Source organism: Moorena sp. SIO3I6 (genome assembly GCF_010672095.1).
On the sequence record NZ_JAAHHU010000031.1, the window covers coordinates 41,474 to 65,254 of the forward strand.

The following is a 23,781-nucleotide window of genomic DNA, read 5'->3' on the forward strand; positions in this document are numbered from 1 at the left end:
TTAGGTGCGACCTGTGGCCAATTAAATTCGCCAAGGTCAAGAACACCTATGCTGTTAAGGGTGTTAGATTGCTGATAATAGCTGAGCAGAATTTTAGAATAACTGTTAATTTTACTACAGTACGGGTTTTGTATTTCAGTTTACTCTTAATATATGGAACTGTCCAGACAACTTGGCAGGATTTTTCCTTTGAGCACTCTGGGTCTATTTATCAGCTAGAAGCCTAAGATAAATAAATCAACTTTTTACTATATACGAGGGTTAACTATAAGTAGTTATGCTTTAGGAAAAATTTATAATTTATGGTATTATTTTTTTTTAGTGCTAAATAATTCCAACTGGCATCAAGTTTCAAATTTATATTTGAGGGAATTGGGAATCGGGAATCGGGAATAGTAATACTATTTGATTAGTATTTAAATACACTGAAAATTAATTTATATAAATTACAATATTTTTTTCACTGGTAATATATTTTAGGTTAAACTAGCTCAACTATGACATTTTAAACACTAAAAAAATAGGAGCGAAGCATTGGGATAACGCTAAACACTCCAAGCTAGATTTTATGTTCAAATGTTTCGCGATAATTAGGATAAAAAACCCTTTGATAATCCAGTCCTTGATTAGGGTAGGAAAGTTGCTCGACGCGCGACCTAAGGGTCGAAACAACCCTTAGGTAGACTAAAAAACTTAATCAGCAGTGACAGGTAATTGGGTTTTTCCAGACAGCAACGCTTTAGTTGTGGATTCTCCTGCTTGTCGCAATTGTCGTCCTAGCTGTAGGTTCAATAACGCTAGGGCTAGGGACTGACCAATGATGGCCAAGAAAACACTTCCATTAGCATAGGGCAAAATACCCCAATGAAATACCGAAAATAGCCATACAGCAGGAGTCTCATAGGTAGTCATCGACCCAATCGCAAACAGGATGGGTGGTAAGAGAATCAATCCTCCTACCGCTATTACTGCACCAGCGGCTCGCTTCTGTGTTTTCATCAACAGCATCAACTGAGCAACTGTGGCGTAAATCATGATCAGACTGCTATTGAGCAACAGTGTGAACAGGGCAGTTATCTTGTAATCATTGGCAGGCCAAAGTAATATCCACGTCAGTAACATCGCAGATGCGATCGCACAATTTATTGCCACTGCCACCACAGCCGGACTTTTGTCACCCCAGATTAAGTCAGCTATCAGCCCTCCTTTTTTGCGGAAAGTCCGATCCTGATGTCGGTAACGAGCCCAATCTTGTAAGGTTTGTCGATGGGGACTCAAGGCAGCAATCAGAGCTAAAAACAGCACCACGTTGAACAGCAGCAGCATCTCTGAATTCTCCTCCAAGCCATGGGTATAACCACGCCAGTTTTTGACTTGAGGGTTGAGGGCAAATCCTAAAATCGCTGCTTGCAAGCTAGCGGTCAGCCAGTAACTCTGTTGCTTGTTAATCACGGTAGCTTTAGGGTTATGGAAGCAACGATTTAGCCCTTGCCCAAGCCAGTAGGTCCCAACACTGTAGTTGAGGACAATAAAACCAGCCATAGTCCAGAAACTGGCACCGATCTGGATACCAAACCAGCGCAAATCTTGGAAACTACGCTCAACAGGATAAAAACTATTCGGATCAAAGGAATTAGAATCAATCAGGTACGGTAAGACAATGGTGGGATTAAACAAAGTCAGCCAGTCAGCTGGGTAATGGCTGACACCAGCGTTATCAATCACCATGGTCGTGATCCACAAGGAAGTGAGTACAGCTCCTGCACCTAACCAAGCTTGGAAACCTCCTAGAGATTTGCCAACTAAACCAAATAGTAGCGCCATACTATAGCAAAATAGGCAACTGGTACCAAGAACGATGTAAAATCCTATAAGCTCAATCAAAGGGATTTTACCGGCAATAGCTGCCCAAAAATGCAATGGTAAGGCGAAACCAATTGCTAGATAAAGCAATGCTGGTACCCCCAGTAGTTTGCCACCTAGGATGCTCCGGCTTGACTGAGGTGTCAGGCGCAGAAAGTTCAGGGTGCCACGACTTTCTTCTTTGGAGAGGTCACTGATTAGCATATAGGTGCCAACCACCAACAAACTGAATATCCCGATAAGACTCAGGCAGACAAATACATTTTGCCACCATAGAGGCCAGTTAATCTCAGCTCCCAAGCTATATGGTAGCTCAAGTCCCAAATCGATCAGCATCACCAACTGACCAATCAAGGATATTGCCACTGTAATCAGGACATTCCGCTGTTTGAAACGGCCTTTGAGTTCTCGAAACACCTGGGGATTCAATTCCCCAAGTTGGTTAACTAAATTATTAAGTGCCATATCGCTATTAGTCTCCTTTTACTCGCCATGTGATGAGGCAGCTATGATCGAGCTATGATGCTTGCTGATGACCTAATTTAAGGAAAATTGTTTCTAAGTCTTCTTGAGAGCACTGGAATTCTGTCAAGGGAATCCCAGCATTAACCAGCGATCGCAATAGCTGTGCACAATCCTCTTGACCTCCTGAAAAATGAATCCGCATCCGACCTGGTTCTGGTAATATCTCCCAGTCTTCTACAAGGGGATTATTTTTCAATTCCCCTTTAAGTACATCCAGCTGACCTAGGCTTGACAACAGAATTTGCTGGCGACCAAGACGCTGGTAAAACTCATCTAGGGGTGCGCTTTCTACCAAATACCCTAATTCCATGATGCCTACTGAACTACACAGTTGGGCTAAATCACTCAAGACATGGGAGGAAATCAGAATCGTCATCCCCGCTTCTTGGAGAACCTTAATAATTTCCCGAAACTTCATTCTAGCAATGGGGTCAAGACCAGAGACTGGCTCATCCAGCAGCAGTAAAATCGGTTCATGAATGATAGTGCGAGCCAGGCTCAGGCGCTGTTTCATCCCCCGGGAGAGGGTAGAAATCAAACTATTACGCTTGTTGGTCAATTCAATCAGTTCCAGAACATCGTATAAGCGTTGTCGGCGTTTTGAGCCTCGTAATTTATATAGACGTGCGAAGTAGTCTAGGTAGTCCCAAACCGTCAAATCTTCATAGAGGGGAAAATCATCAGGTAGATAGCCTAAACGCTGTTTTAGCCTAGGATTGCTTTGATCTCTTAGCAAACGCTGACCATTGATGTAAATCTCACCAGTGGTAGGTTCTTCCGCTGCAGCTAACATCCGGATCAGGGTGGTTTTCCCAGCACCATTCGGTCCAATTAAGCCGTAAACTTCGCCGCTTTCCACTTGCAAATCTACCTCATGCACAGCCACATGGCGGTCGAATTGCTTCGTTAGTCCACGGGTATCAATAGCCAGTTCTTTTACCATCAGAGTCTGGTTTTACCTGTTTAAATTGCCTAAGAGTAAGGTCTTTCTAAGCCAATAAAGGACAAGACCAAAGCCTCCTCTTGGTGGGCGTTACCTAGCGCTTTCAAAAAGGGCGGGGTCGCACCACAAAGGGAAATTCATAGTTTCGCTTAACCCATTAAGAATTAAATTCGCTACGGGTCGCACCTGATGTTGGTTTTTTCTCCAGCCTAGCGCTTTCTTGTTGATCTATGGGTTGACCTAGGGCGGTTGAGCTTGGGTAGAATTATTTTAATTATTGATTTTTATCAGTTATCGCTAGCTTAGGGATTCGTTCCGGACTGTTACCTTGTTGCGAGGTCTGAGTCTATCAGTTACATCGGTGACATCCCTTAACCTATCCCTTGCCAGCTCTGCTGAACAAAAAATTACCCTGAGATACCGGCCAGATGCTATAGTATCGAACGCTATAACTTATACCCACGACACCTCATACTTGAGCATCGACCAAACTAACTATGACTTATTCCTACCGCATTACCCTGCTACCTGGTGACGGGATTGGCCCAGAAATCATGGCAGTAGCTGTAGATGTGTTGAACGTTGTTGGCAAGCGATTCGATATTAATTTTAAATTTACTGAAGCCCTAATTGGTGGCGTAGCTATTGATGCTACTAATGAACCCTTACCTACTGATACGCTAGAACTATGTCGCAATAGTGATGCAGTTTTACTCGCTGCCATTGGGGGTTACAAGTGGGATAATCTGCCGCGCCACCAACGACCAGAAACCGGATTGTTGGGATTAAGAGCAGGGTTAGGGTTGTTTGCGAATCTGCGACCAGCGACAATATTCCCCCAACTGATTGATGCCTCGACCTTGAAACGAAACGTGGTTGAAGGGGTAGATATTATGGTGGTTAGAGAACTGACTGGTGGCATCTACTTTGGACAACCTAAAGGGATTTTTTCTCAGGAAACTGGCGAGAAACGGGGAGTCAATACTATGGCTTACACCGAAGCCGAAATTGACCGCATTGCTAGAGTAGGGTTTGAAACGGCTAAAAAACGCGGTGGTAAACTTTGTTCAGTGGATAAAGCTAATGTGTTGGATGTCTCCCAGTTGTGGCGCGATCGCATTACAACCCTAGCAGCGGAATATCCGGATGTGGAACTGTCTCACCTATACGTGGATAATGCTGCTATGCAATTGGTCAGAGCTCCGAAACAATTTGATACCATTGTTACCGGTAATATGTTTGGGGATATTTTATCCGATGCTGCTGCTATGCTTACCGGTAGTATTGGCATGTTACCCTCTGCTAGTTTAAGCGAATCTAACCCTGGAGTCTTTGAACCGGTTCATGGCTCGGCTCCAGATATTGCAGGTCAAGATAAAGCGAATCCCCTAGCTATGGTACTCAGTGCTGCGATGATGTTACGTTATGGCTTAGACCAGCCGGAAGCAGCAGATTGCATTGAACAAGCAGTTGTCAAGGTTTTAGATAAAGGCGATCGCACAGGAGATATCATCTCAGAAGGCATGAATCTCTTAGGTTGTCGTGCTATGGGAGATTCCCTAATTGAGTGCTTAGAGCAATCTTGATGTTATCCCTTGATATTATCAATTGATTTTATCGTGTAAACCTGCGGTTACTTATAATAACTCAGGAAAATCTCTTGGTTTCACCTGGTTAATCAGTGCCCTCTTGTCGAAATACCCCCTTGCCGTGAGGGCGTGATTGCATTAAAGTCAAACTGAAATAATAGGGTAAAAAGTGTGGTGTATACATCACAGCAAAGACAAGAAAACTACCAAACTCGGATTGAGCTACCGAAGCTGATAGACCCTACGGTTTTGAGAGCAGCTAAGCATATCTACCGGGTTTACTACGAAGTTCATCCATACCAAGATGAACAGCCATCTGGTGTAGCCATTGACAGATATACCCTCAGAGGAAAGTTAATCTTTAGTCAGAGACCTATCCTTCTACCAACTGAATGCTTTGTGCCTTTGAGTCAACTAGAAGGAGACTTTTATTAATAAATATTAAGGAAATCGGTCATTGGTCTTACTTCTATGGTATAGAGCAATAGCAATTAGGAAGTGACACAGGATATGGTGGGAGTATCCGCTGCCTTGACAACGTTAATAGCTTTCGCAATAGTTTTCGCTATCGGTGCATCTATTGGCAGTTTTCTCAATGTAGTCGTTTACAGACTACCTGCTGGTTTATCCATCCTTTGGCCCCCCTCCCGCTGTCCCCATTGTCTACATAAGCTGGGAAAGCGAGAGAATGTTCCAGTAATGGGCTGGCTGTGCTTAAAAGGACGTTGCCGTCACTGTAATACCAAGATTTCCAGCCGCTATCCCCTAGTAGAGGCCATAACCGGTTTACTGTTTTTACTAGTTTTCTGGATGTATGGTTGGGGTTGGCAAACCCTAGGGTATTGGGCGTTTTTGAGCTGGTTGTTGACTCTGGCTCTGATTGATATCGATACTATGACCCTACCGAATGCCCTAACTCAGTCTGGATTAGTGGCTGGTTTAGTATTTCAAGGAACTACTGGTTTTTTGCAGGGGTCTCAACCCATAGCAATAATTCCTCAATTAATGACTGGGGTGGTAGGTGCAGTCTTAGGGATTTGGTTGTTTGACCTGATTGCCTTTGGGGGTTCGATTGCCTTTGGTCAATCTGCTATGGGGGGAGGAGATGCTAAACTAGCGGCGATGATGGGAGCTTGGTTAGGGTGGAAGTATTTGCTCTTGGCTAGTTTCATCGCTTGTGGTGTAGGGGCGTTTGCTGGTGGCGCAGCCATTGCCCTGGGTTGGATGAATCGCAAACAGCCAATGCCATTTGGTCCTTTTCTAGCCTTGGGAGCAGGATTGACCCTACTTTGGGGTAAATTAATAGTGTCCACTTACCTAGAACTATTTTTCCCATTTAGCTAAACATTATCGGTTGAAGAATGCTCCATCTAGGTTTTAGGTTTTAGGGAGTAGGGAGTAGGGAGTAGGGAAGTCAGAAAAGGGATCCCCCCTAACCCCCCTTAATAAGGGGGGAACGGAAGTGGGAAAAAATCCTTTGTACCTCATTGCTATGAGAAACACTATATAACAGTAAACCTATAACAGTAAACCTATAACAGTAAACCTATAACAGTTAATTGACTATCTTAATCTTAACTATAACTAACTATCAATTATAAAGCATAACCTACAAATATAAATAGAACTATATAGCGTTACTTATAATTATTATGAGGTAAATTATATGAGGTAAATTAAATTTTAATCAACGCCACTCCCGACTCCTGACTCCCTAAAACCTAAGACGAAAGTCCCTCACCCACTTGATAAATGCTATATAGATAGATGAAATTGAACGGCTCTGAAAAATCTTTGGAATCCTATTGGTATAGCAATCCGTGTAGGAATTCTGATAATTATTGATCCGAAGTTCCCAGATCCGCTGTTCCCTGTTCCCTTTGCTATATTAGCCTGTGTCTTGGATAACAATCAGAACTACCAATCTTCGCTGGGAAGCCGAGCTGATGCAGCAGGTGCTAGCCGCTCATGATATTCCAAGTCGGATTATTGATATTGGGATCATGTCTTATTTAGGTGCAGGTAGTCCTGCGGCTTTACAAGTTCGCTCACCAGATCAATGGACAGCCTTACTCTTGTTGAGTTCCCCAGAAGAAGAGCAGGCAGGACAATCATAAAAATCAGACTATAGCTAAAAAAATTTAGATAGTACGTTAACTTAATAATTTTTATGTCTCTATTCGATTGGTTTGCAAATAGACGAAAAATTGAACCAACCCCTAAACAACCTCAAGAACGGGAGATTGCTGATGGGCTATGGAAAAAGTGTGAAGCTTGCGGAGTTCTATCCTACGCCAGAGACCTGCAAGCTAATCAAATGGTTTGCAGTGAATGTGGCCATCACATGCGAGTCCCTAGTGACGAGCGGATCCGCCAGCTGATTGACCATCAGACCTGGATATCACTGGATGAACACCTACATCCGACGGATCCCCTGAAGTTTTGCGATCGCAAATCCTATAGTGATCGTTTGCGAGACAGCCAAGAAAAAACTAAGCTCACAGATGCCGTACAAACTGGCACCGGTCAACTAGAGAATTTGCCCATTGCTTTGGGAGTAATGGACTTCCGGTTCATGGGCGGTAGTATGGGTTCGGTAGTTGGGGAAAAACTGACTCGTTTGATAGAAGAAGCAACCAAGCGACAGCTACCGGTTGTAATTGTTTGTGCATCTGGTGGAGCCAGAATGCAGGAAGGGATGTTAAGCCTGATGCAAATGGCCAAAATCTCTGGTGCCTTGGAACGCCATCGTCAAGCCAGACTACTCTACATTCCAGTTCTTACTCATCCTACCACCGGTGGGGTGACTGCCAGTTTTGCCATGTTAGGGGATATTATCATAGCGGAACCGAAGGCATTAATTGGATTTGCTGGACGACGAGTGATTGAGCAGACCCTCAGAGAAAAGCTACCGGATAATTTCCAGACCTCTGAATATCTGCTAGACCACGGCTTCGTTGATGCCATTGTACCTCGCACCCAGTTGAAAAAAACCCTAGCCCAGCTGATTCGCCTCCATCAACCCCAGGCTACTATACCGGTAGCGGTTTCCCTGCCAAAAGCAGTAGGGATTAGGGAGCAGGGAGTAGGGAGTAGGGAGTAGGGATTAGGGAGTGTGGGGAGGGTGGGAAGTGTGGGACCCACCCCTAACCCCTCCCAGGAGGGGAAGTGTGGGGAGATGGGGAGATGGGGAGATGGGGAGATGGGAAGCGACTGGCTTGGTTTCTACGGGGCTGACAAGGTGCTCCCGATAGATTACAAAACCGAATGCTGCTTTCTGATAACACCACGAAATAATCCTTTGGTTTCATCATCTTCTCTATTGCTAGCATGCCTATTGCCTTCCCCTCCTGGGAGGGGTTAGGGGTGGGTTCCTCTTGCCTTCCCCTCCTGGGAGGGGTTAGGGGTGGGTTCCTCTTGCCTCTTGCCTTTTTCCCCCAAACCTCCCACACTTCCCAGACTCCCCCCTCTCCCCACACTCTTACCCCTGTTCCTTAGTTATTATCAGGTTTAATTATTATGGGCTTTGCAGACCTATCAATTGTGGAAATTGCTGCCGAGTATGACCTTCGGGTAGAAGAGGTATTCGATCTATGCCAGCAGTTGGGCATTGCTTACAAAAATCAAGACACCCATCTGCCTCTAGAAGATGCCAAGGCTGTTATATTAAAGATTTTGTCTCAAACAAAGGGTAATGGCTAATTGGTAATCGGTAATACCTGAGTTCGATAGCCGTGATTGGTTGACTCAGATCCCCCTCAGCGAGAGAATGTGCAGGGAATCAGTTAATGCTGTTTTGAAAAACTAATCCCATATGAGCCACATTTTTAGTTTAGAGGAGAATCAAAAATGAAGCGATTTATCTTGCTGATCACGGCAACCCTATTCTTTGCCTTTCAAATTGCAGTGGGCAGTTCAGCAGCCCTTGACCTGTCTAAAGAGCTCCGCACCGTACCTTCCAATGAAGCAGGTGACACGGTGGTGATGAGTAACAAAGAGATTGTTAAAGGCTTACGCCTGTTTAACACTGTATGTTCTCAATGTCACAAAGGGGGTTACACTAAAACTGACCCTAACGTTACTCTTGGTGCTGAGGACTTAGAATTGGCAACACCACCCCGTGATAACCTGGATGGTATCATAGACTATATGAACAATCCTACCACCTACGACGGGGAAACAGAGATTTATGAATTTCATCCAAGCACTAAGAGTGCTGATCTTTTTGTCTATATGAGGAACGTCTCCCAAGATGACCTCCGTAATATGGCTGGTTATATTCTCTATGAGATCAACCAGAGACCTGATACGTGGGGTTGTGGTAAAGTCTGTAACTAATTGTTGTTTGTACAGAGGTTAGAAAGCACGAAGCGAAAGGCTTTATGCTTATTTAAGCAGCAAGGGCAGAGGCTTCTTCTTTTGGCAGTTAGGGGTTAGGGGTTAGGAGTTAGGGGTTAACCAAAATCAATAACCCTAGCTTCTTTAACTAGACCTGATTCGCTAATAGAAGAAGCCGCTGCCCTGTTGCTCAATCAGTACATATCACTTTAAATACTCAATGCTCCGTAGATTATTAGACTTCTTTGAGAAGTTGGGAACAGTGGACAACAATTCACGGGAAAAGTATCAAAAAACTAGTTTGGCAAGAGGTCTATTCGTATCAATCCGTTATTTGCTGCTAGTTGTTCTGGTGTTCTTCCTAGAGACATGCACGGTTAGTTCACCAGCCCAGGTTCCAGTTAACGACTACGTCAGGCGCTACCTAGACGTAGCAGAACCTGTAGCGATTGCTGTAGATGTCAAGGGAGAGACTAAGCAGTTTGACGGCGAAGACTTGTCTGTTGGTCAAAACTTATTTTCCGAAAATTGCCAGAGGTGTCATGTGGGAGGAGCTAATCTCATTGATCCCACTGTGTCTCTATCTCTGGAGAGGCTAGCTAAGGCAACACCACCTCGGGATAATCTCAATGGTTTCATTGCTTTTATGAGGCAACCGATGACCTATGATGGTACCGAGGAAAGCTTCTCGTGCCGCGAAGTCGAAGAGAGTTGGATACCACAGGAGGAAATCGAGAAAATAGCGGCATTTGTGATCAGAGCCGCACAGAAAGGACCAGGATGGGGCACTGAGGATTTATTTTAAGTTAGGAAATAGGGAATAGGGAATAGGGAATAGGGAATAGGGAACAGGGAATCGGGAATCGGGAATCGGGAATCGGGAATCGGGAACAGGGAACAGCGAATAGGGAACAGCGAATGGTAAATAGGAAGAAACAGAGATAAAAATTACTACACTAATTGCTGATTTAACTCCCCATCTCCCCATCTCCCCATCTCCCCATCTCCCCATCTCCCCATCTCCCCATCTCCCCATCTCCCCATCTCCCCACACCTCCCGCGCCCCCGCCCCACCCTCCCGACTCCCGACTCCCTAAAACTTAGTTAATAATCACCTGCTCGAATTTCTTCATTAGCTGCTTCTTGGGCTTTCTTCATAGCACTTTCTAAGGATTGATCACCCAGTAAGGTACTCAGAAATTGATTATCGAAATGGGTTTGAATGGTTGGCAAGGTTTCCCCAGCCTGCCAAATGGTTGCATAGGCGGCTCCTTTAATAAAAGGAGCATAGAGGGGATCTTTTTTATAGCCTAGTTCCGATAACACAGAGACCCGAGAAGGTAGTACTAGTCCGGCTTTTCCCCAAGCTTTCATTCCTTCTTTGCCGGTAAGATAGGAAATGAGTTCCCAAGCTGCTTCTTTATGTTTAGCTTGTTTATTCATCACATAAGCAACGGTATAAGCCATTGTTCCTTTTTTACTACCTAAGGAGGGAACTTCAGCAGTGGCAAATTTAATTTTAGGAAATGTATCTTTGAGATAAGGAATAGCCCAGCTACCTTCCATTACCATTGCGGTTTTACCTTGACCAAACATTTCGCTACCAGAACTAGCCCCAACGTCTGAGGGTAAGGCAGCATACTGGTAGTTTCGGTATAGGTCAATGACAGTTTTAAGACTTTTAAAACTTTCAGGAGTGGCAAAGGTAGCGTAGCCGTTTTTGTCAACTAAGTTAGCTCCAAAGGCTTTAATTAAAAAATAGAGACGAGCCAGTTCCTGATTAATTCCCAAACCATAGCGTTCATTCCTACCATCGCGATTCTTATCAAAGGTTAGTTTTTGGGAATAATCCCGTAATTCTTCCCAAGTTTGGGGTGGTTGAGTTAAATTAGCTTGTTTGAATAATTGCTTATTGTAAAAAAGGGCAAGGGTGGAAAAATCTTTAGGCAATCCGTAGATTATTCCATTATATTGGAATGCTTTAAACAGAGAGGGTTCAAAGTCACCTACCTCAAAATTATCAGTGCGCTTAATGTAGTCATCCAAAGGCTCCAAAACATCATGACTCATTAGTAATGGGGCTTCATAGGCATCTAAATAAAAGACATCTGGAGCTGCATCACCAATTAATCGGGTTTTGATTACATCCATGTACTGACCAGTGATGACTTCAAGCTTAACCTTTACCTTGGGATGTTTAGCTTCAAATTCCTTTAGTACCTTCTCTAGTAATTGTTTTTCAGTAGGGCTGCTTTGCCAACCACCGAGAGTAACGGTGGTTACTCCATCTAGGTTACTGCTTTGACAGGCTATAATGCAGAGAATTATCAGCGGTAAGATTACCCATTTTGACAGGATTTTATTCATTTGTTGAGGGTTGACGGGTAAATTTAAATTAATTTAACCTACTCATTCTACTAGAGGGCAATACCAATTATGATCAGAGTGTCTAACCAATTCAGAAATCCTAAAACACTGATTAAGGTAACTGGTTGGCTACTGTTACTACTGACTGGGCAAACAGTTATGGGGGACCTTACGCCAGCTAGTGCCCAAACTTCACCAGAACCGAGATTTTTTGGGGAACCTCTACCAACTATGAGGCCATCTTCTCTACCATCGGTTAATACTTCCCCTTTAATTTTGCCAACCGCCTCACCCAATCGGCCAAGCAATACACCAAATACACCATTACCACCTGAGTTAAACGTCAACGACACTAATAGATCAATAACTAATCCATCAAGAACTAATAGATCAATACCCATCGCTAATCTCTATCGGGTTGATGTGGTGGGTGATAGTGATTGGTTGTTATCCCAAGTACAAGCAATTGAAGCACAAGCGTTTGTGCGCGAGGGAGAGGGGGTGATTCAAGCAGGTACATTTATGGATCGCTACAATGCTCAGTCTCGTCTCCAGGCTTTGGAAGCTTTGGGAATTCCAGCCCGCATCACAACAATTGCACAACAAGTATTTGATAATGGTGCTACAAATATGAGCAACATAGCAACTTTCTCATCTGATGGCTCAATCACCTATGGCTCCCGTTTGGTGTATCCAGAAACAGGATTAGATTTGGCGAACCGTGGTGCTGTCAGTTCTGGTTCTAATCCAGGGGATTCAGGAGAATCCAGGGGTAGGAGCTATTTTGTGGCTATTCCTGGAAATGCTCAGAGGTTACCAGAGATGGTCACGGAATTGGTTAAAATTGGGATTGCCCAGGATTTAGTCAGCCAACGAGATGCCCCAAGAGGTAAACATGTTGCTGTTGGTCCGTTTAAAAAGCGGGGTGATGCAGAACGTTGGAGTAATCGTTTGCGCTCTGCTGGTTGGGATGCACGGGTGTATTTTGGTCGGTAGGAGCTCAGGGTTGAAGGTTAGTGGGTTGAAGGTTGAAGGTTAGTGGGTTGAAGGTGAGTTGCTTGAAGGTGAGTTGCTTGAAGGTGAGTTGCTTGAAGGTTGAAGGGTTAAGGTGACGCGGTTGAAGGGTTAAGGTGAAAAAATTAACAGTTAAGTAGCTGGACAAGAATAAATCTCGCTGTATTGACTTGTGTAAAATTCCTAAAAGTACCTCTCTGTTTTCCCTGTTCCCTGTTCCCTGTTCCCTGTTCCCTATTTCAAGAGTTAATTTTACTTTTGTCGGACACTTAATAATTAAGAATTGATGGAGTCTCAGAATCGGCGAGAAGTAATTGAGCAAGTGGTGGTAACTGCTGAGCAGATGCGTGAGATTGAAGGGCGCATCTTTGAGGCGGGGATGCCTGTAGCAGCTTTGATGGAAAAGGTGGCAGGATTGATTACTCGCTCTATTCAAAGTCTTTATCCCTGTGCTGAGAAGAGGCGAGTGGGTGTGTTAGTTGGTCCTGGTCATAATGGGGGTGATGGGTTAGTTGTTGCTCGTGAACTTCATTTACAGGGGTATGAGATCCACATTTACCGTCCTTTGTCGAAACTGAAGGAATTGACTGACTACCATGCTCGGTATGCGCTTAGCTTGGGGATTCCTTTTTATGACGAGATTGAACCGCTGTATGAGTGTGACCTGATTATTGATGGTTTGTTCGGATTTGGACTGACGCGATCGCTTTCTGGTAGTATCGCTGAGGCGGTTGAGCTGTTGAATCAATGGTCACAACCGGTGGTGAGTATTGATTTACCTTCGGGATTACATACTGATACTGGGGAAGTTTTGGGCATCGCGGTTCGGGCTACCCGGACATTGTGCTTAGGGTTGTGGAAGTTGGGGTTTCTCCAAGACCAAGGGTTGGATTATATTGGTGAAGCTGAGTTAATTGATTTTGGTATTCCCCTCAAGGATATTTGGTCAATTTTAGGTGAACCACCAGATTTGCTCAGAGTGACAAAAACTGTTGCGAAACATTTTTTACCCTTACCTCGCCCTAAGGTAACTCATAAGTACCAACAGGGTCATCTGTTGCTGATTTGTGGCTCTAGACAGTATTCAGGGGCAGCAATTCTGGCGGGATTAGGGGCTCGTGCTAGTGGGGTGGGGATGCTTTCAATGGCAGTACCGGAGTCTATCAAATTGCTAGTGGTGAGTCACTTGCCAGAAGCAGTGGTAATTGGTTGCCCAGAAACGACGGCGGGTGCTATTGCATTTTTGCCTGAGTTAGTCTTAGAGAAGTTACACCAACCCTCTGGTAGCTATCAGGCTTCAAATCAGACTTATAATGCGATCGCATGTGGTCCTGGTTTAACAAAGGATGCTAAGGATATAGTGCAAGGGGTTTTAGCTGCCCAATGCCCAATGGTTTTGGATGCGGATAGTTTAAATATCCTGGCGGAACTGATCACTATTCCCACTTTGTTGAAGCGTCTAGGCCAGACCGTGTTAACGCCTCATGTTGGAGAGTTCCGACGTTTATTTCCTGATTCGGCAGAACTGTTACCGGATCGAGTCAAGGCGGTGCGGAAGGCATCCCAACTGAGTCGGTCTGTGGTGTTGTTAAAAGGAGCCAGGAGTGCGATCGCAAATCCTATGGGCTCGGTTTGGCTGATTCCTGAAAGTACACCAGCTCTAGCCCGAGGGGGGAGTGGCGATGTCCTCACGGGATTAGTGGGAGGCTTATTGGCTCAGCCAGTTCTGTCTGAGCATCCTTTGGAGGCAATAGTGGCAACGGCAGCCTGGTGGCATGCCCAAGCAGGAATTTTAGCGGCTCAGGAGCGGAGTGAGTTGGGGGTCGATGGGGTAACCTTGGCGGAGTTTTTGATGACAGTGGTGAGAGGGAATAGGGAGTAGGGAATAGGGAACAGGGAATAGGGAACAGGCAAGAGGCAAGAGGCAAGAGGCAAGAGGCAAGAGGGAAAACTAATCTGACTCCCCATCTCCCCATCTCCCCATCTCCCCATCTCCCCACACTCCCTGCTCCCTGCTCCCTACTCCCTACTCCCTCTTGTTAACAAATTAAACCTAGAGCTTTCTCTTTAATTTTATCTTCGTCAATCTTTTCTTTGAGTTCACTATCTGTATATCTGCCTTCTAAGGCTTCTAATGCTGCTTTTTTGAGGGCTGTCTCAAAGGCATCGGTTAAAATTTCTAATAATTCCTCTTGATTGGCATAATATCCCCCTGATTTTCGCCGTTTGTTCACTCGTTTAATATTTTTGCTGGCATTATAAATAGAAAATTCCCAAGAGCGGGTAGTGCGTTTTTCTACTTCTTGTTTGATTAAATGTAATAATAATATGACTGCATAGCTATAAATTTTATTTAGTTTATCCTCCCTTGACATTTCTTCTAGTTCATCAACAATTTCTAAGGCTTTATGATAGTTTCTTTCTTCAATGAGTTGACGTAATAAGGTTAATTCTTCCATATTCTGGGTTGATGGCATTAGGGAATCGGGAATCGGGAGTCGGGAATCGGGAGTCGGTACTATGAAAAAATTATAGCTATTAATTTATCATAACTACTCTATAAGAGCCGACTTTTTTAATTAAGCAGCTATTCTTCGAGCACTTCATCAGCCATCTGCACAATCTCTCTATACAAGCGATCGCTCACTCTAAATCCGGCTTGATTGATTAGATCATCGACAATCGGTTTCACTGCTGTAATCAATCCCTGTTTCTTGGCAGCTAAAAGCAATCCCAGAATACCTGTAAATTTTCATCCAAACCGAGATGCAATTACTCTTGCCTGATAATCATCAATCAGTAATCGATTGGCGTTGAGTTCAATTGCTAAAGCGATCGCTTCAGATTCTCCTGCATCAATTTCAAGCCTAAGTTCTGCAACCAAGCTACGATTCGTAGCTTGTCGAGTCTGAATCCAGGATAGAGTTTGCACTTCTTCCGACCCTGGAACCTCGTATGGTAGATCTACCATCTCATTGTAAACCGCTTGAGGAATTATCAACACTCCATAGAGCTGCCGCAGTATATCAATTTTTTGAATCGCTGATAAATTAGTAATGGGTGATGTGTTACTAACCACGATCATATATCGCCCAATTCCTTCAATGTTTGAATGTCTTGTTGAAAATCTTCACGGTCATAATTGATACAAATGCTCCGATTAGAGAGTGCTTGTTGAAATTCAATTAGGTGCATGCCAGCTAGCTCACGGGCTTTACCAATACTAATTCTTTTCTGTTTATATAGCATAATGGCAATCTCAAGCTTCAAATCGGCTGCCGATAGTTTAGCAGCTTGCAACAACTCATCAGAAATTACAACACTCATAACCGACTCAGCATTATAAACCCATTGTTTTGATTCTAGCTCAATGGTTTCCTATTCAGAAGCATCAACTTATCCAGGTATTGGCGGACTATCAGCCGATTTTTCGATTTCGGATTTTCTTTGCTTTTGGAGCAAGAACTCAGCAAATTCAAACACTAATTGACGTTGCTTTGGCGACAATACCTGCAAAACTGCCAGCACATCATGTGGAATTACCATCGGTGGGGATTTTGATGTTCCCATAGACTACTCCTATATAGCACTACCCATTAAGATGTTTGACATTGTCAGCCATGCAAAGCGCGAGTGGGGGAAACCACGGCAGTCGCTCATGGGGGGGACCCCCAAGACCGCGCTGCCTTCCCAAGACCGCGCTGCATCGCTTCTAAACTCCGAAACCTACTCCTAGCTTACTTTTGACTTCTGACTTCTCACTTCTGACTTGCGCGTAGCGCTATAAATCATCGGGATTGATGCCAAGGGTACGCAATTTTTCTGCCAATCGTTCTGCCCGTTGGCGTTCTTGTTTTGCCCGTTGGCGTTCCTGTTCTGCCCGTTGGCGTTCTTGTTCTGCCCGTTCTGCTGAAGTCTCAATCCAATTACCAACTCCATCATACCAACGCAGCCACAACCCTTGTGTTTCTTGATATTTCCCAAGCCAGACTCCTAACCCTAATTCCAGTTCTGGAATCCAAAATTTAGGTTCAGAAAGTTCTACTTCCTGATACTGGGTGGGCATTAATTGAAACACTCGCAACTGGTTTTCATAACGGTCAAAGACCACATAGTAAGGAATGCGCATATACTGCTCATAAGCTTGCCATTTGCTTGGTGGCTTGTTGGCAGACCTTAGGGTTTGTCCTAAATCTTCAGCTTCGGTACCTGGTGATAGGAGTTCCACTACCAAAAATGGCGCTCTTCCTTCCTGCCAAACCACATAATTCCAGCGCAGGTCTTCTTGTTTTTCAGCAGGAGTTACATCTAATACCAGAAACCAATCTGGTCGCTTATGCCATAAGTAATGACGACTGTTGTAATATACATTCAGGTTTGTAGCAATGAACATCTCCTCCCTGGGATAGTTGGGAGGTTGGCAGGTTTCTCGCAGTAGTTGGGGTTGGAAGTCGTGAAATTCGTCAGGCAAACCAGGTTCCTCCCGGTCTTAACGAGGTGGATCAGTATTTGTGAATTTAGAATGAAGAATTTAGAATGAAGAATTTAGAATGAAGAATTCACCATTCTGCCTTCACCATTCTCCATTCTTACAAACAACCTCCCCTTCACCTAACACCAAAGGCGAACAACCTTTTTGATTTAAGAATTAATAATTTAAAATGCGCGAATTGGTAATTATCCATTCTTAATTCTACATTCTCAATTCTACATTCTCAATTCTACATTCTTCATTCTGAAGATTCTTCTTCACCAATAGGATTAGGAACATCAAAAATAATCACAAATTCAGCCTCGGGCATCAGCCGTTTAAGAGCTGTCATATGACCCTCCGCATTGGATCGGTTACGGAAACGAGCGACAACGACTCGTTGCATCTGTGGTAACAAGCGAACGATTGCCCATGGGTATAGGCGTTGACTGTACGACATAATAAAATTACCTCCTTTTGAGTGGGAGACCCAGAGCCAGCCCGTGACGCTCTAACATCTGTGGGCTGGCTCTTCACTTATCTCCTTTTGAGTGTTCCTTTTTCTAGAATAGCATAAAAATTGCATAATTATAACATATTTTGAAAATTTTTGTAACAATTTTTTGATGGAGAGGGAACAGCGGATCTGGGAACAGCGGATCTGGGAACAGGGAATAGTAAGTGCGATTGACTTGCTTGTCACGCTACGCGATGCTCCAAAAGAGCCGCTACGCGATTGACCTGCTTGTCACGCGGGGCGCGTTCGCTTTTACTGATCACAGCTAGATGCGATCGCATTTACTGATCAAAGCTAGATGCGATCGCATTTACTGATCACAGCTAGATGCGATCGCATTTACTGATCACAGCTAGATGCGATCGCATTTACTGATCACAGCTAGATGCGATCGCATTTACCGATCACAGCTAGATGCGATCGCATTTACTGATCAAAGCTAGATGCGATCGCATTTACCGATCACAGCCAGATGCGATCGCATTTACCGATCACAGCTAGATGCGATCGCATTTACCGATCACAGCTAGATGCGATCGCATTTCCGTATCACAGCCAGATGCGATCGCATTTACCGATCACAGCCAGATGCGATCGCATTTACCGATCACAGCTAGATGCGATCGCATTTACTGATCAAAGCTAGATGCGATCGCATTTTCGAGACCACAGCTAGATGCGATCGCATTTACTGATCAAAGCTAGATGCGATCGCATTTTCGAGACCACAGCTAGATGCGATCGCATTTACCGATCACAGCTAGATGCGATCGCATTTACCGATCACAGCTAGATGCGATCGCATTTACCGATCACAGCTAGATGCGATCGCATTTACTGATCAAAGCTAGATGCGATCGCATTTACTGATCACAGCTAGATGCGATTGACCTGCTTGTCACGCGGGGCGCGTTCGCATTTACCGACCATAGCCATCTGCGATCACATTTATCTACCACAACCCATACTCTTCCCCCGATTCCCGATTCCCGATTCCCGATTCCCAATTCTAAATTCGCGCATTCTAAATTCGCGCATTCCCGATTCCCTGTAGTATCCACTGTCTAGAGAGGTATTTTTCACTTACGATTGAAAATTGTTATAGTTACGGGTTATTCAACAGGAAAACAAAGGGAGCTCTTGCCGAAATACCACCTGTAATTTCTGAAGCTTACAATAGTGATGGTTAAGGGAACAGGGAACAGGGAATCGGGAATCGGGAACAGTGATGCCCTAAATCAAGACAGGGAATCAACCTCAAAGAAGACTGTAGCTCATAACTGCAAGAAATGCCATATTTGGAGTTTAGGCAAAAGGTAATAGGCAATAGGGAAAAAATCTTGTGTATGTCAGATGGTGGTGCGTTACGGGACGGGCTTTAACAGGGGCGAAGAGTCTCAAAATCATAGGCTTTCTGTCCCTAACGCACCCTACACCCTACACCCTACACCCTACTCCCTATTCCCTATGGTGGTGCGTTACGGGACGGGCTTTAACAGGGGCGAAGAGTCTCAAAATCATAGGCTTTCTGTCCCTAACGCACCCTACACCCTACACCCTACACCCTACTCCCTACTCCCTGCTCCCTACTCCCTGCTCCCTACTCCCTCCTACCTAACCAATTGAAAACCTTTAATAGTCGCTTGTTAACCTATTCACAACTTCAGCACAAATCATGAAAAACAACTCAGAAATACCAATCCCCAATCCTGCCCAAACCATGATGGCGGATGACCAATCCATGACCAATTCACCAGAAACTATGGACAATCAAGACCTAGGGATGGCAACCGCCCCATCCATGGAAAGCCCAAAAGAAGTCATCAACGTTGACGCCCAACATTCCTATCCTCCCTATCCTCCCTATAACCCACCATCCCTAACCCTTGACACAATTACTACTGTGACTATGCCAGTGCTGACTCCTGGTAACAATGGTGACGCCGTGCGATTTTTGCAGCAGATCCTAATCAGCTTGGGCTACACCATTGTTAAATTTAACGCCAATTTTGACCGATATACCTACCTAGGTGTAACTCAATTCCAACGCAACAACCGTTTGAAAGTGGATGGAGTAGTTGGCTGGCATACCTGGCGTAAGTTGGGTGAAGCTAGTGTCTCCCGGCGTCGTTACTAGGGAGTAGGGAAAGTTGAATGTAGAATTAAGAATGTAGAATTAAGAATGTAGAATTAAGAATGTAGAATTAAGAATGTAGAATTAAGAAGGTAGAAGGGAGAAGGGAGAAGGGAGAATTAAGAAGGTAGAAGGGAGAAGGGAGAAGGGAGAAGGGAGAAGGGAGAATGGTTAATTTTAAATTCTTAATTCTTAATTCTCAATTCTCAATTATTAATTCTCAATTCTTAATTCTTAATTCTTAATTCTCAATTCTCAATTATTAATTCTCAATTCTCAATTATTAATTCTCAATTCTCAATTATTAATTCTCAATTCTCAATTCTCAATTCTCAATTCTTAATTCTCAATTCTTAATTCTCAATTCTCAATTCTCAATTCTCAATTCTTAATTCTCAATTCTTAATTCTCAATTCCCTATTGATTAATCATTGGTCAAGGAAAAATTGACAAAAATATTCTATAGTTTCACTATTGCTCAAACCCGTCTAGAATCTCATCTGGCAACGGGGCATCAAAATCATCTGGGACTTTGAACTGGCCTAGACAGAGTGCAAATGGACGTAACTGCTTTTGAGGAGGAGTGGTTTCAGACTTAGGAGCATCCATGATTGATTACCCTAAACTATAGTCCACTTTATTCTAGCTGGGAGTAGGGAACAGGGAACAGGCAAGAGGCATGCATGCAAGAGGCAAGAGGCAAGAGGGAACGCTGAGCTGACTCCCGATCTCCCCAGACTTTCGACAGTTGAGAAAACCGTTGCACTGAGCACATAGTTCCGAAACTCCCCCCCCCCGAAGTCGCTTTTCCTAATCAATAGTGATCACAAAACCGTTGCACTGGCCGCACAGTTGAGACACTTGGGACACTCCCCTTGCTCCGAAGTCCCGTTTTTATCAATAGGTATCAGAAAACCGTTGCACTGGCCGCACAGTTGATAAAACCATTGCACTGGCCGCACAGTTAATAAAACCATTGCACTGACCGCACACTTCCTCCTGTTCCCAGATCCGCTGTTCCCTGTTCCCTACTCCAAAAACCGTTGCACTGACCGCACACTTCCGACACTATTGCCTATTGCTAGCATGCCTATTGCCTACTCCCTACTCCCTGCTCCCTACTCCCTACTCCCTTCTAATTGCTATACTCAAACCGTTGGCTCTGGAACCGTGATCATGTACCAAATTCAGTTGAAGGAAGCAGAGACTAGACTCGCGGAACTACTTGAAGCAGCAGCAGCAGGGGAAGAGGTTGTCATCCTCGGTAGTGATGGGAAATCGTTTAGAATTGTGCCAATGATGGCAGTACAAGCAACGCCTAAGTTTGGTAGCGCTAAGGGGTTAGTTAAAATGTCAGAGGATTTTGACCAGCCGTTATATAGCAATTCTCTTTCCCATGAGGTACAAAGGGATCCCCCTAAATCCCCCTTATAAAGGGGGACTTTGAAGTTCATAAGCGTACCTCATAAATGCTAGAAACGTTATAATATTCTAGGGAACAGTGTATCTATTGATTTTTGAATCATTATAAAACGTAAATGTAGCAATGCCTGCTAAGGATATATTTCATGATGTTGTTAAAAAAGCGCTTGTCCAAGATAATTGGGTAATTACTCACGACCCCTTAACCTTAGATTTACGCGATCGCCAATTGCATATCGACTTAGGTGCCGAAAGGTTAATTGGTGCACAGAAGGAGAATCAGCAAATTGCTGTTGAAATTAAAAGCTTTGTCTCATCTTCTAGTGTTTTTCAATTTCATTTAGCGTTAGGGCAGTTTTTGAATTACCGAATCGTACTAAGCCTCAAACAACCACAAATAGTACTTTATTTGGCTGTTCCTTTATCGATTTACGACGATTTTTTTTGTGAAGAGCTCCCTCAACTTAGTATTAAAGAGTATGAAGTTAAGCTGTTAGTATTCGATCCTAACCAGGAGGTAATTGTGCAATGGATAAATTAAACCAGTATCGTGAAGCGATTAAAAAAATCTTGACCGATTACAGCAAGATAAAACCTTCGTTTGGTGATATAGACCGCTATACTTCCTTTGATCTAGAAAACGACCACTATCAAATATTCAGTGTGGGTTGGGAAGAGCATCGCCGTGTCTATGGCTGCTTGATTCACATTGATATTATCAATGACAAGATTTGGATTCAATATGATGGGACGGAATATGGTGTAGCGAATGAGCTTACTGATGTGGGAATTCCTAAGTATGACATTGTATTAGCCTTTCACACTCCGTTTATGCGTCGGTATAGTGATTTTGCGGTCGGTTGAAGGGAATAGGGAGTAGGGAGTAGGGAGTAGGGAGTAGGGAGTAGGGAGTAGGGAGTAGGGAGCAATGGAAAGAGCCCGTATTCAAAATTTTTTGTGAGTTGAATCGCAGAATTTTTCTTATACAGTAAGCTTTCTAAGTTTTTTGACTGTAAATTTAGCATAAAAGGTACTGAAGAACCGATTTTGCTTTTGTTTCAGGATTGTGACAGCATAGGGATACAGCGTTTTTCATAACTATCAGGTAGACAGGATTTTTTCCCTCTTCCCACTTCCGACTTCCGAAGTCCCTACTCCCTACTCCCTACTACTCCCTACTCCCTGCTCCCTACTCCCTAAAACCCAAGAATTTTTACCTCACCCAAATAAGAATTGCCATCAGTGAAGAACCGATTTTGCTTTTGTTTCAGGATTGTGACAGCATAGGGATACAGCGTTTTTCATAACTATCAGAGGGAATAGGGAGTAGGGAGTAGGGAGTAGGGAGTAGGGAGTAGGGAGTAATGGAAAGAGTCCGTATTCACAATTTTTTGTGAGTTGAATCGCAGAATTTTTCTTATACAGTAAGCTTTCTAAGTTTTTTGACTGTAAATTTAGCATAAAAGGTACTGAAGAACCGATTTTGCTTTTTTTTCAGGATTGTGACAGCATAGGGATACAGCGTTTTTCTTAACTATCAGGTAGACAGGATTTTTTCCCTCTTCCCTCTTCCCTCTTCCCTCTTCCCTCTTTCCTCTTTCCTCTTCCCTCTTCCCTACTCCCTACTCCCTACTCCCTACTCCCTACTCCCTCTTCCCTACTCCCTACTCCCTACTCCCTACTCCCTACTCCCTACTCCCTAAAAAAATCTACCTCACCCAAATAAGAATTGCCATCAATGTCAGATATTAATAATTTTAAAGACTTACTAATTTGGCAAAAAGCCATGGATATAGCCGAAAAGTGTTATTTATTAACTAAATTTTTTCCTAAAGAAGAATTATACGGTATGGTTCAACAAATTAGGAGAGCTGCAGTTTCTATTCCAGCCAACATAGCAGAGGGATATGGGAGAAGGTCAACTCCTGAGTACATTAGATTTCTTAATATTGCCCAAGGGTCAATTAATGAATTAGAAACACATCTTATTTTATCTTCTAGAGTAGGACTATCTAAGCAAGCAGATATAGAATTGATTGTTTCTTTACTCACAGAAGAAACTCGAATGATTATTGCTCTGATTAGAAAGCTAGAGCAATGATAGGGAGTAGGGAGTAGTAGGGAGTAGGGAGTAGGGAGTAGTAGAAAGAGGCCGTATTCAAAAAAATTTTTTAGTTGAATAAGGGAGTAGGGAGCAGGGAGTAGGGAGCAGGTAAGAGGGAAGAGCCAAAAAATCGGCTCTTCTGTACCTGATAGTTATGCAAACCGCCGTAATTATATTACCTGCTACCTGTTCCTTTACACTAAAATAGTACGTCCTAAACCATACTTCGGTTGCTATAACTTTAAAAAAGTTATAGCGTTTCTAGGACTCATGAGGTACACGGGATTGTTTCACTCTTGGCTATTGGCTATTGGCTATTGGCTAATCCCTACTCCCTACTCCCCAGCTCCCCTACTCCCTACTCCCTACTCCCTACTCCCTACTCCCCACTCCCCACTCCCCACTCCCGACTCCCGATTCCCCATCTCCCCACTCCCCACCCTCCCACCCCCCTCTCATCCACCCCCCCCCCCTCCTCCCAAAACCACCTCCCC

38 protein-coding genes are annotated in these 23,781 nt (G+C 43.9%); 20 read left to right on the forward strand and 18 right to left on the reverse strand.

Annotated elements, in window-relative coordinates; translation table 11 throughout:
• Window positions 1-693: 693 nt before the first annotated feature.
• Both F6K49_RS11675 and F6K49_RS11680 read right to left on the reverse strand, forming a co-directional pair.
• On the reverse strand, window positions 694-2,328 hold the full coding sequence (locus F6K49_RS11675) for an ABC transporter permease (RefSeq protein WP_293081024.1): 1,635 nt from the start codon (window positions 2,326-2,328) through the stop codon (window positions 694-696).
• Between the two features lie 52 nt (window positions 2,329-2,380).
• Window positions 2,381-3,331 carry an ABC transporter ATP-binding protein gene (locus tag F6K49_RS11680; RefSeq protein WP_293081021.1) on the reverse strand — a complete coding sequence of 317 codons (951 nt, stop codon included), beginning with the start codon at window positions 3,329-3,331 and terminating at the stop codon, window positions 2,381-2,383.
• Between the two features lie 497 nt (window positions 3,332-3,828).
• Here F6K49_RS11680 and leuB point away from each other — a divergent pair, with 497 nt between their 5' ends.
• The 9 genes from leuB to psbV2 all read left to right on the forward strand — a co-directional run bounded on the left by leuB (window position 3,829) and on the right by psbV2 (window position 10,063).
• Window positions 3,829-4,917 (forward strand): 3-isopropylmalate dehydrogenase, encoded by a 1,089-nt coding sequence (gene leuB / locus F6K49_RS11685; protein ID WP_293081018.1) that lies wholly within the window; start codon window positions 3,829-3,831, stop codon window positions 4,915-4,917.
• 174 nt (window positions 4,918-5,091) lie between these two features.
• On the forward strand, window positions 5,092-5,355 hold the full coding sequence (locus F6K49_RS11690; RefSeq protein WP_364303462.1) for a hypothetical protein: 264 nt from the start codon (window positions 5,092-5,094) through the stop codon (window positions 5,353-5,355).
• Between the two features lie 75 nt (window positions 5,356-5,430).
• The gene (locus tag F6K49_RS11695) at window positions 5,431-6,264 is read left to right on the forward strand and encodes an A24 family peptidase (RefSeq protein WP_293069847.1); all 834 of its coding nucleotides are present in this window, start codon (window positions 5,431-5,433) and stop codon (window positions 6,262-6,264) included.
• 551 nt (window positions 6,265-6,815) lie between these two features.
• Complete coding sequence (locus F6K49_RS11700) at window positions 6,816-7,037, forward strand: hypothetical protein (protein ID WP_293025401.1); 222 nt, start codon at window positions 6,816-6,818, stop codon at window positions 7,035-7,037.
• Window positions 7,038-7,090: 53 nt separating this feature from the next.
• Window positions 7,091-8,023 carry an acetyl-CoA carboxylase, carboxyltransferase subunit beta gene (accD, locus tag F6K49_RS11705; RefSeq protein WP_293025400.1) on the forward strand — a complete coding sequence of 311 codons (933 nt, stop codon included), beginning with the start codon at window positions 7,091-7,093 and terminating at the stop codon, window positions 8,021-8,023.
• A 12-nt stretch (window positions 8,024-8,035) separates the two neighbouring features.
• Complete coding sequence (locus tag F6K49_RS11710) at window positions 8,036-8,284, forward strand: hypothetical protein (RefSeq protein WP_293069818.1); 249 nt, start codon at window positions 8,036-8,038, stop codon at window positions 8,282-8,284.
• A 155-nt stretch (window positions 8,285-8,439) separates the two neighbouring features.
• Window positions 8,440-8,622 carry a translation initiation factor IF-2 gene (locus F6K49_RS11715; protein ID WP_070395846.1) on the forward strand — a complete coding sequence of 61 codons (183 nt, stop codon included), beginning with the start codon at window positions 8,440-8,442 and terminating at the stop codon, window positions 8,620-8,622.
• Between the two features lie 147 nt (window positions 8,623-8,769).
• On the forward strand, window positions 8,770-9,258 hold the full coding sequence (gene psbV / locus F6K49_RS11720; protein WP_293025398.1) for a photosystem II cytochrome c-550: 489 nt from the start codon (window positions 8,770-8,772) through the stop codon (window positions 9,256-9,258).
• 220 nt (window positions 9,259-9,478) lie between these two features.
• Window positions 9,479-10,063 (forward strand): photosystem II cytochrome PsbV2, encoded by a 585-nt coding sequence (psbV2, locus tag F6K49_RS11725; RefSeq protein ID WP_293025397.1) that lies wholly within the window; start codon window positions 9,479-9,481, stop codon window positions 10,061-10,063.
• Here psbV2 and F6K49_RS11730 read toward each other — a convergent pair.
• The 3 genes from F6K49_RS11730 to F6K49_RS11740 form a co-directional block, all read right to left on the reverse strand.
• Window positions 10,055-10,294 (reverse strand): hypothetical protein, encoded by a 240-nt coding sequence (locus tag F6K49_RS11730; protein WP_293069820.1) that lies wholly within the window; start codon window positions 10,292-10,294, stop codon window positions 10,055-10,057. The genes psbV2 and F6K49_RS11730 overlap by 9 nt on opposite strands.
• A gap of 68 nt (window positions 10,295-10,362) precedes the next feature.
• On the reverse strand, window positions 10,363-11,625 hold the full coding sequence (locus F6K49_RS11735) for an ABC transporter substrate-binding protein (protein ID WP_293096737.1): 1,263 nt from the start codon (window positions 11,623-11,625) through the stop codon (window positions 10,363-10,365).
• Window positions 11,626-11,675: 50 nt separating this feature from the next.
• On the reverse strand, window positions 11,676-12,026 hold the full coding sequence (locus F6K49_RS11740) for a hypothetical protein (RefSeq protein ID WP_293081003.1): 351 nt from the start codon (window positions 12,024-12,026) through the stop codon (window positions 11,676-11,678).
• A gap of 25 nt (window positions 12,027-12,051) precedes the next feature.
• Between F6K49_RS11740 and F6K49_RS11745 the strand changes: the two genes are divergently transcribed.
• A complete protein-coding gene (locus F6K49_RS11745; RefSeq protein ID WP_293081001.1) occupies window positions 12,052-12,621 on the forward strand; it encodes a hypothetical protein in 570 nt (189 codons plus the stop codon).
• 4 nt (window positions 12,622-12,625) lie between these two features.
• Here the strand turns inward: F6K49_RS11745 and F6K49_RS11750 are convergent, their stop codons facing one another.
• The gene (locus F6K49_RS11750) at window positions 12,626-12,787 is read right to left on the reverse strand and encodes a hypothetical protein (RefSeq protein ID WP_293080998.1); all 162 of its coding nucleotides are present in this window, start codon (window positions 12,785-12,787) and stop codon (window positions 12,626-12,628) included.
• Window positions 12,788-12,925: 138 nt separating this feature from the next.
• On the opposite strand from F6K49_RS11750, the gene F6K49_RS11755 reads away from it, so the two are divergent.
• Window positions 12,926-14,521, forward strand: coding sequence for an NAD(P)H-hydrate dehydratase (locus F6K49_RS11755; protein ID WP_293096767.1), 1,596 nt, complete (start codon window positions 12,926-12,928; stop codon window positions 14,519-14,521).
• Here F6K49_RS11755 and F6K49_RS11760 read toward each other — a convergent pair.
• The 8 genes from F6K49_RS11760 to F6K49_RS11795 all read right to left on the reverse strand — a co-directional run bounded on the left by F6K49_RS11760 (window position 14,440) and on the right by F6K49_RS11795 (window position 17,570).
• Entirely contained in the window at window positions 14,440-14,631 is a 192-nt protein-coding gene (locus F6K49_RS11760) for a hypothetical protein (protein WP_293025392.1), read from the reverse strand. The two genes, F6K49_RS11755 and F6K49_RS11760, sit on opposite strands and share 82 nt — an antisense overlap.
• Before the next feature lie 47 nt (window positions 14,632-14,678).
• Window positions 14,679-15,098, reverse strand: coding sequence for a DUF29 family protein (locus F6K49_RS11765; protein ID WP_293025406.1), 420 nt, complete (start codon window positions 15,096-15,098; stop codon window positions 14,679-14,681).
• Window positions 15,099-15,226: 128 nt separating this feature from the next.
• Window positions 15,227-15,379 (reverse strand): DUF3368 domain-containing protein, encoded by a 153-nt coding sequence (locus F6K49_RS11770; RefSeq protein ID WP_364303473.1) that lies wholly within the window; start codon window positions 15,377-15,379, stop codon window positions 15,227-15,229.
• A 12-nt stretch (window positions 15,380-15,391) separates the two neighbouring features.
• A complete protein-coding gene (locus tag F6K49_RS11775) occupies window positions 15,392-15,724 on the reverse strand; it encodes a DUF3368 domain-containing protein (RefSeq protein WP_293069832.1) in 333 nt (110 codons plus the stop codon).
• Window positions 15,721-15,966 carry a UPF0175 family protein gene (locus F6K49_RS11780; protein WP_070396993.1) on the reverse strand — a complete coding sequence of 82 codons (246 nt, stop codon included), beginning with the start codon at window positions 15,964-15,966 and terminating at the stop codon, window positions 15,721-15,723. The genes F6K49_RS11775 and F6K49_RS11780 overlap by 4 nt, the downstream gene beginning before the upstream one ends.
• A gap of 69 nt (window positions 15,967-16,035) precedes the next feature.
• On the reverse strand, window positions 16,036-16,209 hold the full coding sequence (locus F6K49_RS11785; RefSeq protein WP_293096748.1) for a hypothetical protein: 174 nt from the start codon (window positions 16,207-16,209) through the stop codon (window positions 16,036-16,038).
• 211 nt (window positions 16,210-16,420) lie between these two features.
• Entirely contained in the window at window positions 16,421-17,110 is a 690-nt protein-coding gene (locus tag F6K49_RS11790; protein WP_293025390.1) for a Uma2 family endonuclease, read from the reverse strand.
• A gap of 259 nt (window positions 17,111-17,369) precedes the next feature.
• Window positions 17,370-17,570: a hypothetical protein gene (locus F6K49_RS11795; protein WP_293025389.1), complete on the reverse strand. Its 201-nt coding sequence runs from the start codon at window positions 17,568-17,570 to the stop codon at window positions 17,370-17,372.
• 529 nt (window positions 17,571-18,099) lie between these two features.
• On the opposite strand from F6K49_RS11795, the gene F6K49_RS11800 reads away from it, so the two are divergent.
• Both F6K49_RS11800 and F6K49_RS11805 read left to right on the forward strand, forming a co-directional pair.
• Entirely contained in the window at window positions 18,100-18,273 is a 174-nt protein-coding gene (locus F6K49_RS11800) for a hypothetical protein (RefSeq protein ID WP_293080994.1), read from the forward strand.
• A gap of 249 nt (window positions 18,274-18,522) precedes the next feature.
• Entirely contained in the window at window positions 18,523-18,681 is a 159-nt protein-coding gene (locus F6K49_RS11805; protein ID WP_293096753.1) for a hypothetical protein, read from the forward strand.
• Window positions 18,682-18,813: 132 nt separating this feature from the next.
• Here the strand turns inward: F6K49_RS11805 and F6K49_RS11810 are convergent, their stop codons facing one another.
• On the reverse strand, window positions 18,814-18,954 hold the full coding sequence (locus F6K49_RS11810) for a hypothetical protein (protein ID WP_293025386.1): 141 nt from the start codon (window positions 18,952-18,954) through the stop codon (window positions 18,814-18,816).
• Window positions 18,955-18,969: 15 nt separating this feature from the next.
• Here F6K49_RS11810 and F6K49_RS11815 point away from each other — a divergent pair, with 15 nt between their 5' ends.
• Together F6K49_RS11815 and F6K49_RS11820 are read left to right on the forward strand one after the other, a co-directional pair.
• On the forward strand, window positions 18,970-19,245 hold the full coding sequence (locus F6K49_RS11815; RefSeq protein WP_293096756.1) for a hypothetical protein: 276 nt from the start codon (window positions 18,970-18,972) through the stop codon (window positions 19,243-19,245).
• Between the two features lie 57 nt (window positions 19,246-19,302).
• The gene (locus F6K49_RS11820) at window positions 19,303-19,764 is read left to right on the forward strand and encodes a peptidoglycan-binding domain-containing protein (protein WP_293025384.1); all 462 of its coding nucleotides are present in this window, start codon (window positions 19,303-19,305) and stop codon (window positions 19,762-19,764) included.
• 468 nt (window positions 19,765-20,232) lie between these two features.
• On the opposite strand, the gene F6K49_RS11825 is transcribed toward F6K49_RS11820, so the two are convergent.
• A complete protein-coding gene (locus F6K49_RS11825; protein ID WP_293025383.1) occupies window positions 20,233-20,370 on the reverse strand; it encodes a hypothetical protein in 138 nt (45 codons plus the stop codon).
• 28 nt (window positions 20,371-20,398) lie between these two features.
• A complete protein-coding gene (locus F6K49_RS11830; protein ID WP_293025382.1) occupies window positions 20,399-20,536 on the reverse strand; it encodes a hypothetical protein in 138 nt (45 codons plus the stop codon).
• Window positions 20,537-20,832: 296 nt separating this feature from the next.
• On the opposite strand from F6K49_RS11830, the gene F6K49_RS11835 reads away from it, so the two are divergent.
• The 3 genes from F6K49_RS11835 to F6K49_RS11845 all read left to right on the forward strand — a co-directional run bounded on the left by F6K49_RS11835 (window position 20,833) and on the right by F6K49_RS11845 (window position 22,047).
• Window positions 20,833-21,195: a hypothetical protein gene (locus F6K49_RS11835; protein WP_293062178.1), complete on the forward strand. Its 363-nt coding sequence runs from the start codon at window positions 20,833-20,835 to the stop codon at window positions 21,193-21,195.
• Between the two features lie 112 nt (window positions 21,196-21,307).
• Window positions 21,308-21,724: an element excision factor XisH family protein gene (locus F6K49_RS11840; protein ID WP_293080986.1), complete on the forward strand. Its 417-nt coding sequence runs from the start codon at window positions 21,308-21,310 to the stop codon at window positions 21,722-21,724.
• Window positions 21,712-22,047, forward strand: coding sequence for a XisI protein (locus tag F6K49_RS11845; protein ID WP_293080983.1), 336 nt, complete (start codon window positions 21,712-21,714; stop codon window positions 22,045-22,047). The genes F6K49_RS11840 and F6K49_RS11845 overlap by 13 nt, the downstream gene beginning before the upstream one ends.
• Window positions 22,048-22,422: 375 nt before the next feature.
• On the opposite strand, the gene F6K49_RS11850 is transcribed toward F6K49_RS11845, so the two are convergent.
• Window positions 22,423-22,644 carry a hypothetical protein gene (locus F6K49_RS11850; protein ID WP_293025377.1) on the reverse strand — a complete coding sequence of 74 codons (222 nt, stop codon included), beginning with the start codon at window positions 22,642-22,644 and terminating at the stop codon, window positions 22,423-22,425.
• A 277-nt stretch (window positions 22,645-22,921) separates the two neighbouring features.
• On the opposite strand from F6K49_RS11850, the gene F6K49_RS11855 reads away from it, so the two are divergent.
• Together F6K49_RS11855 and F6K49_RS11860 are read left to right on the forward strand one after the other, a co-directional pair.
• The gene (locus F6K49_RS11855) at window positions 22,922-23,284 is read left to right on the forward strand and encodes a four helix bundle protein (protein WP_293080980.1); all 363 of its coding nucleotides are present in this window, start codon (window positions 22,922-22,924) and stop codon (window positions 23,282-23,284) included.
• 273 nt (window positions 23,285-23,557) lie between these two features.
• Window positions 23,558-23,781, forward strand: a 224-nt coding sequence (locus tag F6K49_RS11860; protein WP_293096764.1) for a hypothetical protein, incomplete at its 3' end; no start/stop codon positions are given.

Excerpts from the sequence above, each read along its gene's own strand:
- F6K49_RS11740 (WP_293081003.1), bottom strand. The coding sequence starts at position 12,026 with ATGGGTATTGATCTATTAGTTCTTGATGGATTAGTTATTGATCTATTA.
- F6K49_RS11730 (WP_293069820.1), bottom strand. The coding sequence starts at position 10,294 with ATGGGGAGATGGGGAGATGGGGAGATGGGGAGATGGGGAGATGGGGAG.
- F6K49_RS11680 (WP_293081021.1), bottom strand. The coding sequence starts at position 3,331 with ATGGTAAAAGAACTGGCTATTGATACCCGTGGACTAACGAAGCAATTC.
- F6K49_RS11765 (WP_293025406.1), bottom strand. The coding sequence starts at position 15,098 with ATGGAAGAATTAACCTTATTACGTCAACTCATTGAAGAAAGAAACTAT.
- F6K49_RS11840 (WP_293080986.1), top strand. The coding sequence starts at position 21,308 with ATGCCTGCTAAGGATATATTTCATGATGTTGTTAAAAAAGCGCTTGTC.
- F6K49_RS11795 (WP_293025389.1), bottom strand. The coding sequence starts at position 17,570 with ATGTCGTACAGTCAACGCCTATACCCATGGGCAATCGTTCGCTTGTTA.
- psbV (WP_293025398.1), top strand. The coding sequence starts at position 8,770 with ATGAAGCGATTTATCTTGCTGATCACGGCAACCCTATTCTTTGCCTTT.
- F6K49_RS11735 (WP_293096737.1), bottom strand. The coding sequence starts at position 11,625 with ATGAATAAAATCCTGTCAAAATGGGTAATCTTACCGCTGATAATTCTC.
- F6K49_RS11820 (WP_293025384.1), top strand. The coding sequence starts at position 19,303 with ATGAAAAACAACTCAGAAATACCAATCCCCAATCCTGCCCAAACCATG.
- F6K49_RS11775 (WP_293069832.1), bottom strand. The coding sequence starts at position 15,724 with ATGATCGTGGTTAGTAACACATCACCCATTACTAATTTATCAGCGATT.
- F6K49_RS11845 (WP_293080983.1), top strand. The coding sequence starts at position 21,712 with ATGGATAAATTAAACCAGTATCGTGAAGCGATTAAAAAAATCTTGACC.
- F6K49_RS11830 (WP_293025382.1), bottom strand. The coding sequence starts at position 20,536 with ATGTGCTCAGTGCAACGGTTTTCTCAACTGTCGAAAGTCTGGGGAGAT.
- F6K49_RS11825 (WP_293025383.1), bottom strand. The coding sequence starts at position 20,370 with ATGGATGCTCCTAAGTCTGAAACCACTCCTCCTCAAAAGCAGTTACGT.
- F6K49_RS11800 (WP_293080994.1), top strand. The coding sequence starts at position 18,100 with ATGCGATCGCATTTACCGATCACAGCTAGATGCGATCGCATTTACCGA.
- leuB (WP_293081018.1), top strand. The coding sequence starts at position 3,829 with ATGACTTATTCCTACCGCATTACCCTGCTACCTGGTGACGGGATTGGC.
- accD (WP_293025400.1), top strand. The coding sequence starts at position 7,091 with ATGTCTCTATTCGATTGGTTTGCAAATAGACGAAAAATTGAACCAACC.
- F6K49_RS11855 (WP_293080980.1), top strand. The coding sequence starts at position 22,922 with ATGTCAGATATTAATAATTTTAAAGACTTACTAATTTGGCAAAAAGCC.
- F6K49_RS11760 (WP_293025392.1), bottom strand. The coding sequence starts at position 14,631 with ATGGGGAGATGGGGAGATGGGGAGATGGGGAGTCAGATTAGTTTTCCC.
- F6K49_RS11715 (WP_070395846.1), top strand. The coding sequence starts at position 8,440 with ATGGGCTTTGCAGACCTATCAATTGTGGAAATTGCTGCCGAGTATGAC.
- F6K49_RS11850 (WP_293025377.1), bottom strand. The coding sequence starts at position 22,644 with ATGCTAAATTTACAGTCAAAAAACTTAGAAAGCTTACTGTATAAGAAA.
- F6K49_RS11695 (WP_293069847.1), top strand. The coding sequence starts at position 5,431 with ATGGTGGGAGTATCCGCTGCCTTGACAACGTTAATAGCTTTCGCAATA.
- psbV2 (WP_293025397.1), top strand. The coding sequence starts at position 9,479 with ATGCTCCGTAGATTATTAGACTTCTTTGAGAAGTTGGGAACAGTGGAC.
- F6K49_RS11785 (WP_293096748.1), bottom strand. The coding sequence starts at position 16,209 with ATGGGAACATCAAAATCCCCACCGATGGTAATTCCACATGATGTGCTG.
- F6K49_RS11780 (WP_070396993.1), bottom strand. The coding sequence starts at position 15,966 with ATGAGTGTTGTAATTTCTGATGAGTTGTTGCAAGCTGCTAAACTATCG.
- F6K49_RS11675 (WP_293081024.1), bottom strand. The coding sequence starts at position 2,328 with ATGGCACTTAATAATTTAGTTAACCAACTTGGGGAATTGAATCCCCAG.
- F6K49_RS11755 (WP_293096767.1), top strand. The coding sequence starts at position 12,926 with ATGGAGTCTCAGAATCGGCGAGAAGTAATTGAGCAAGTGGTGGTAACT.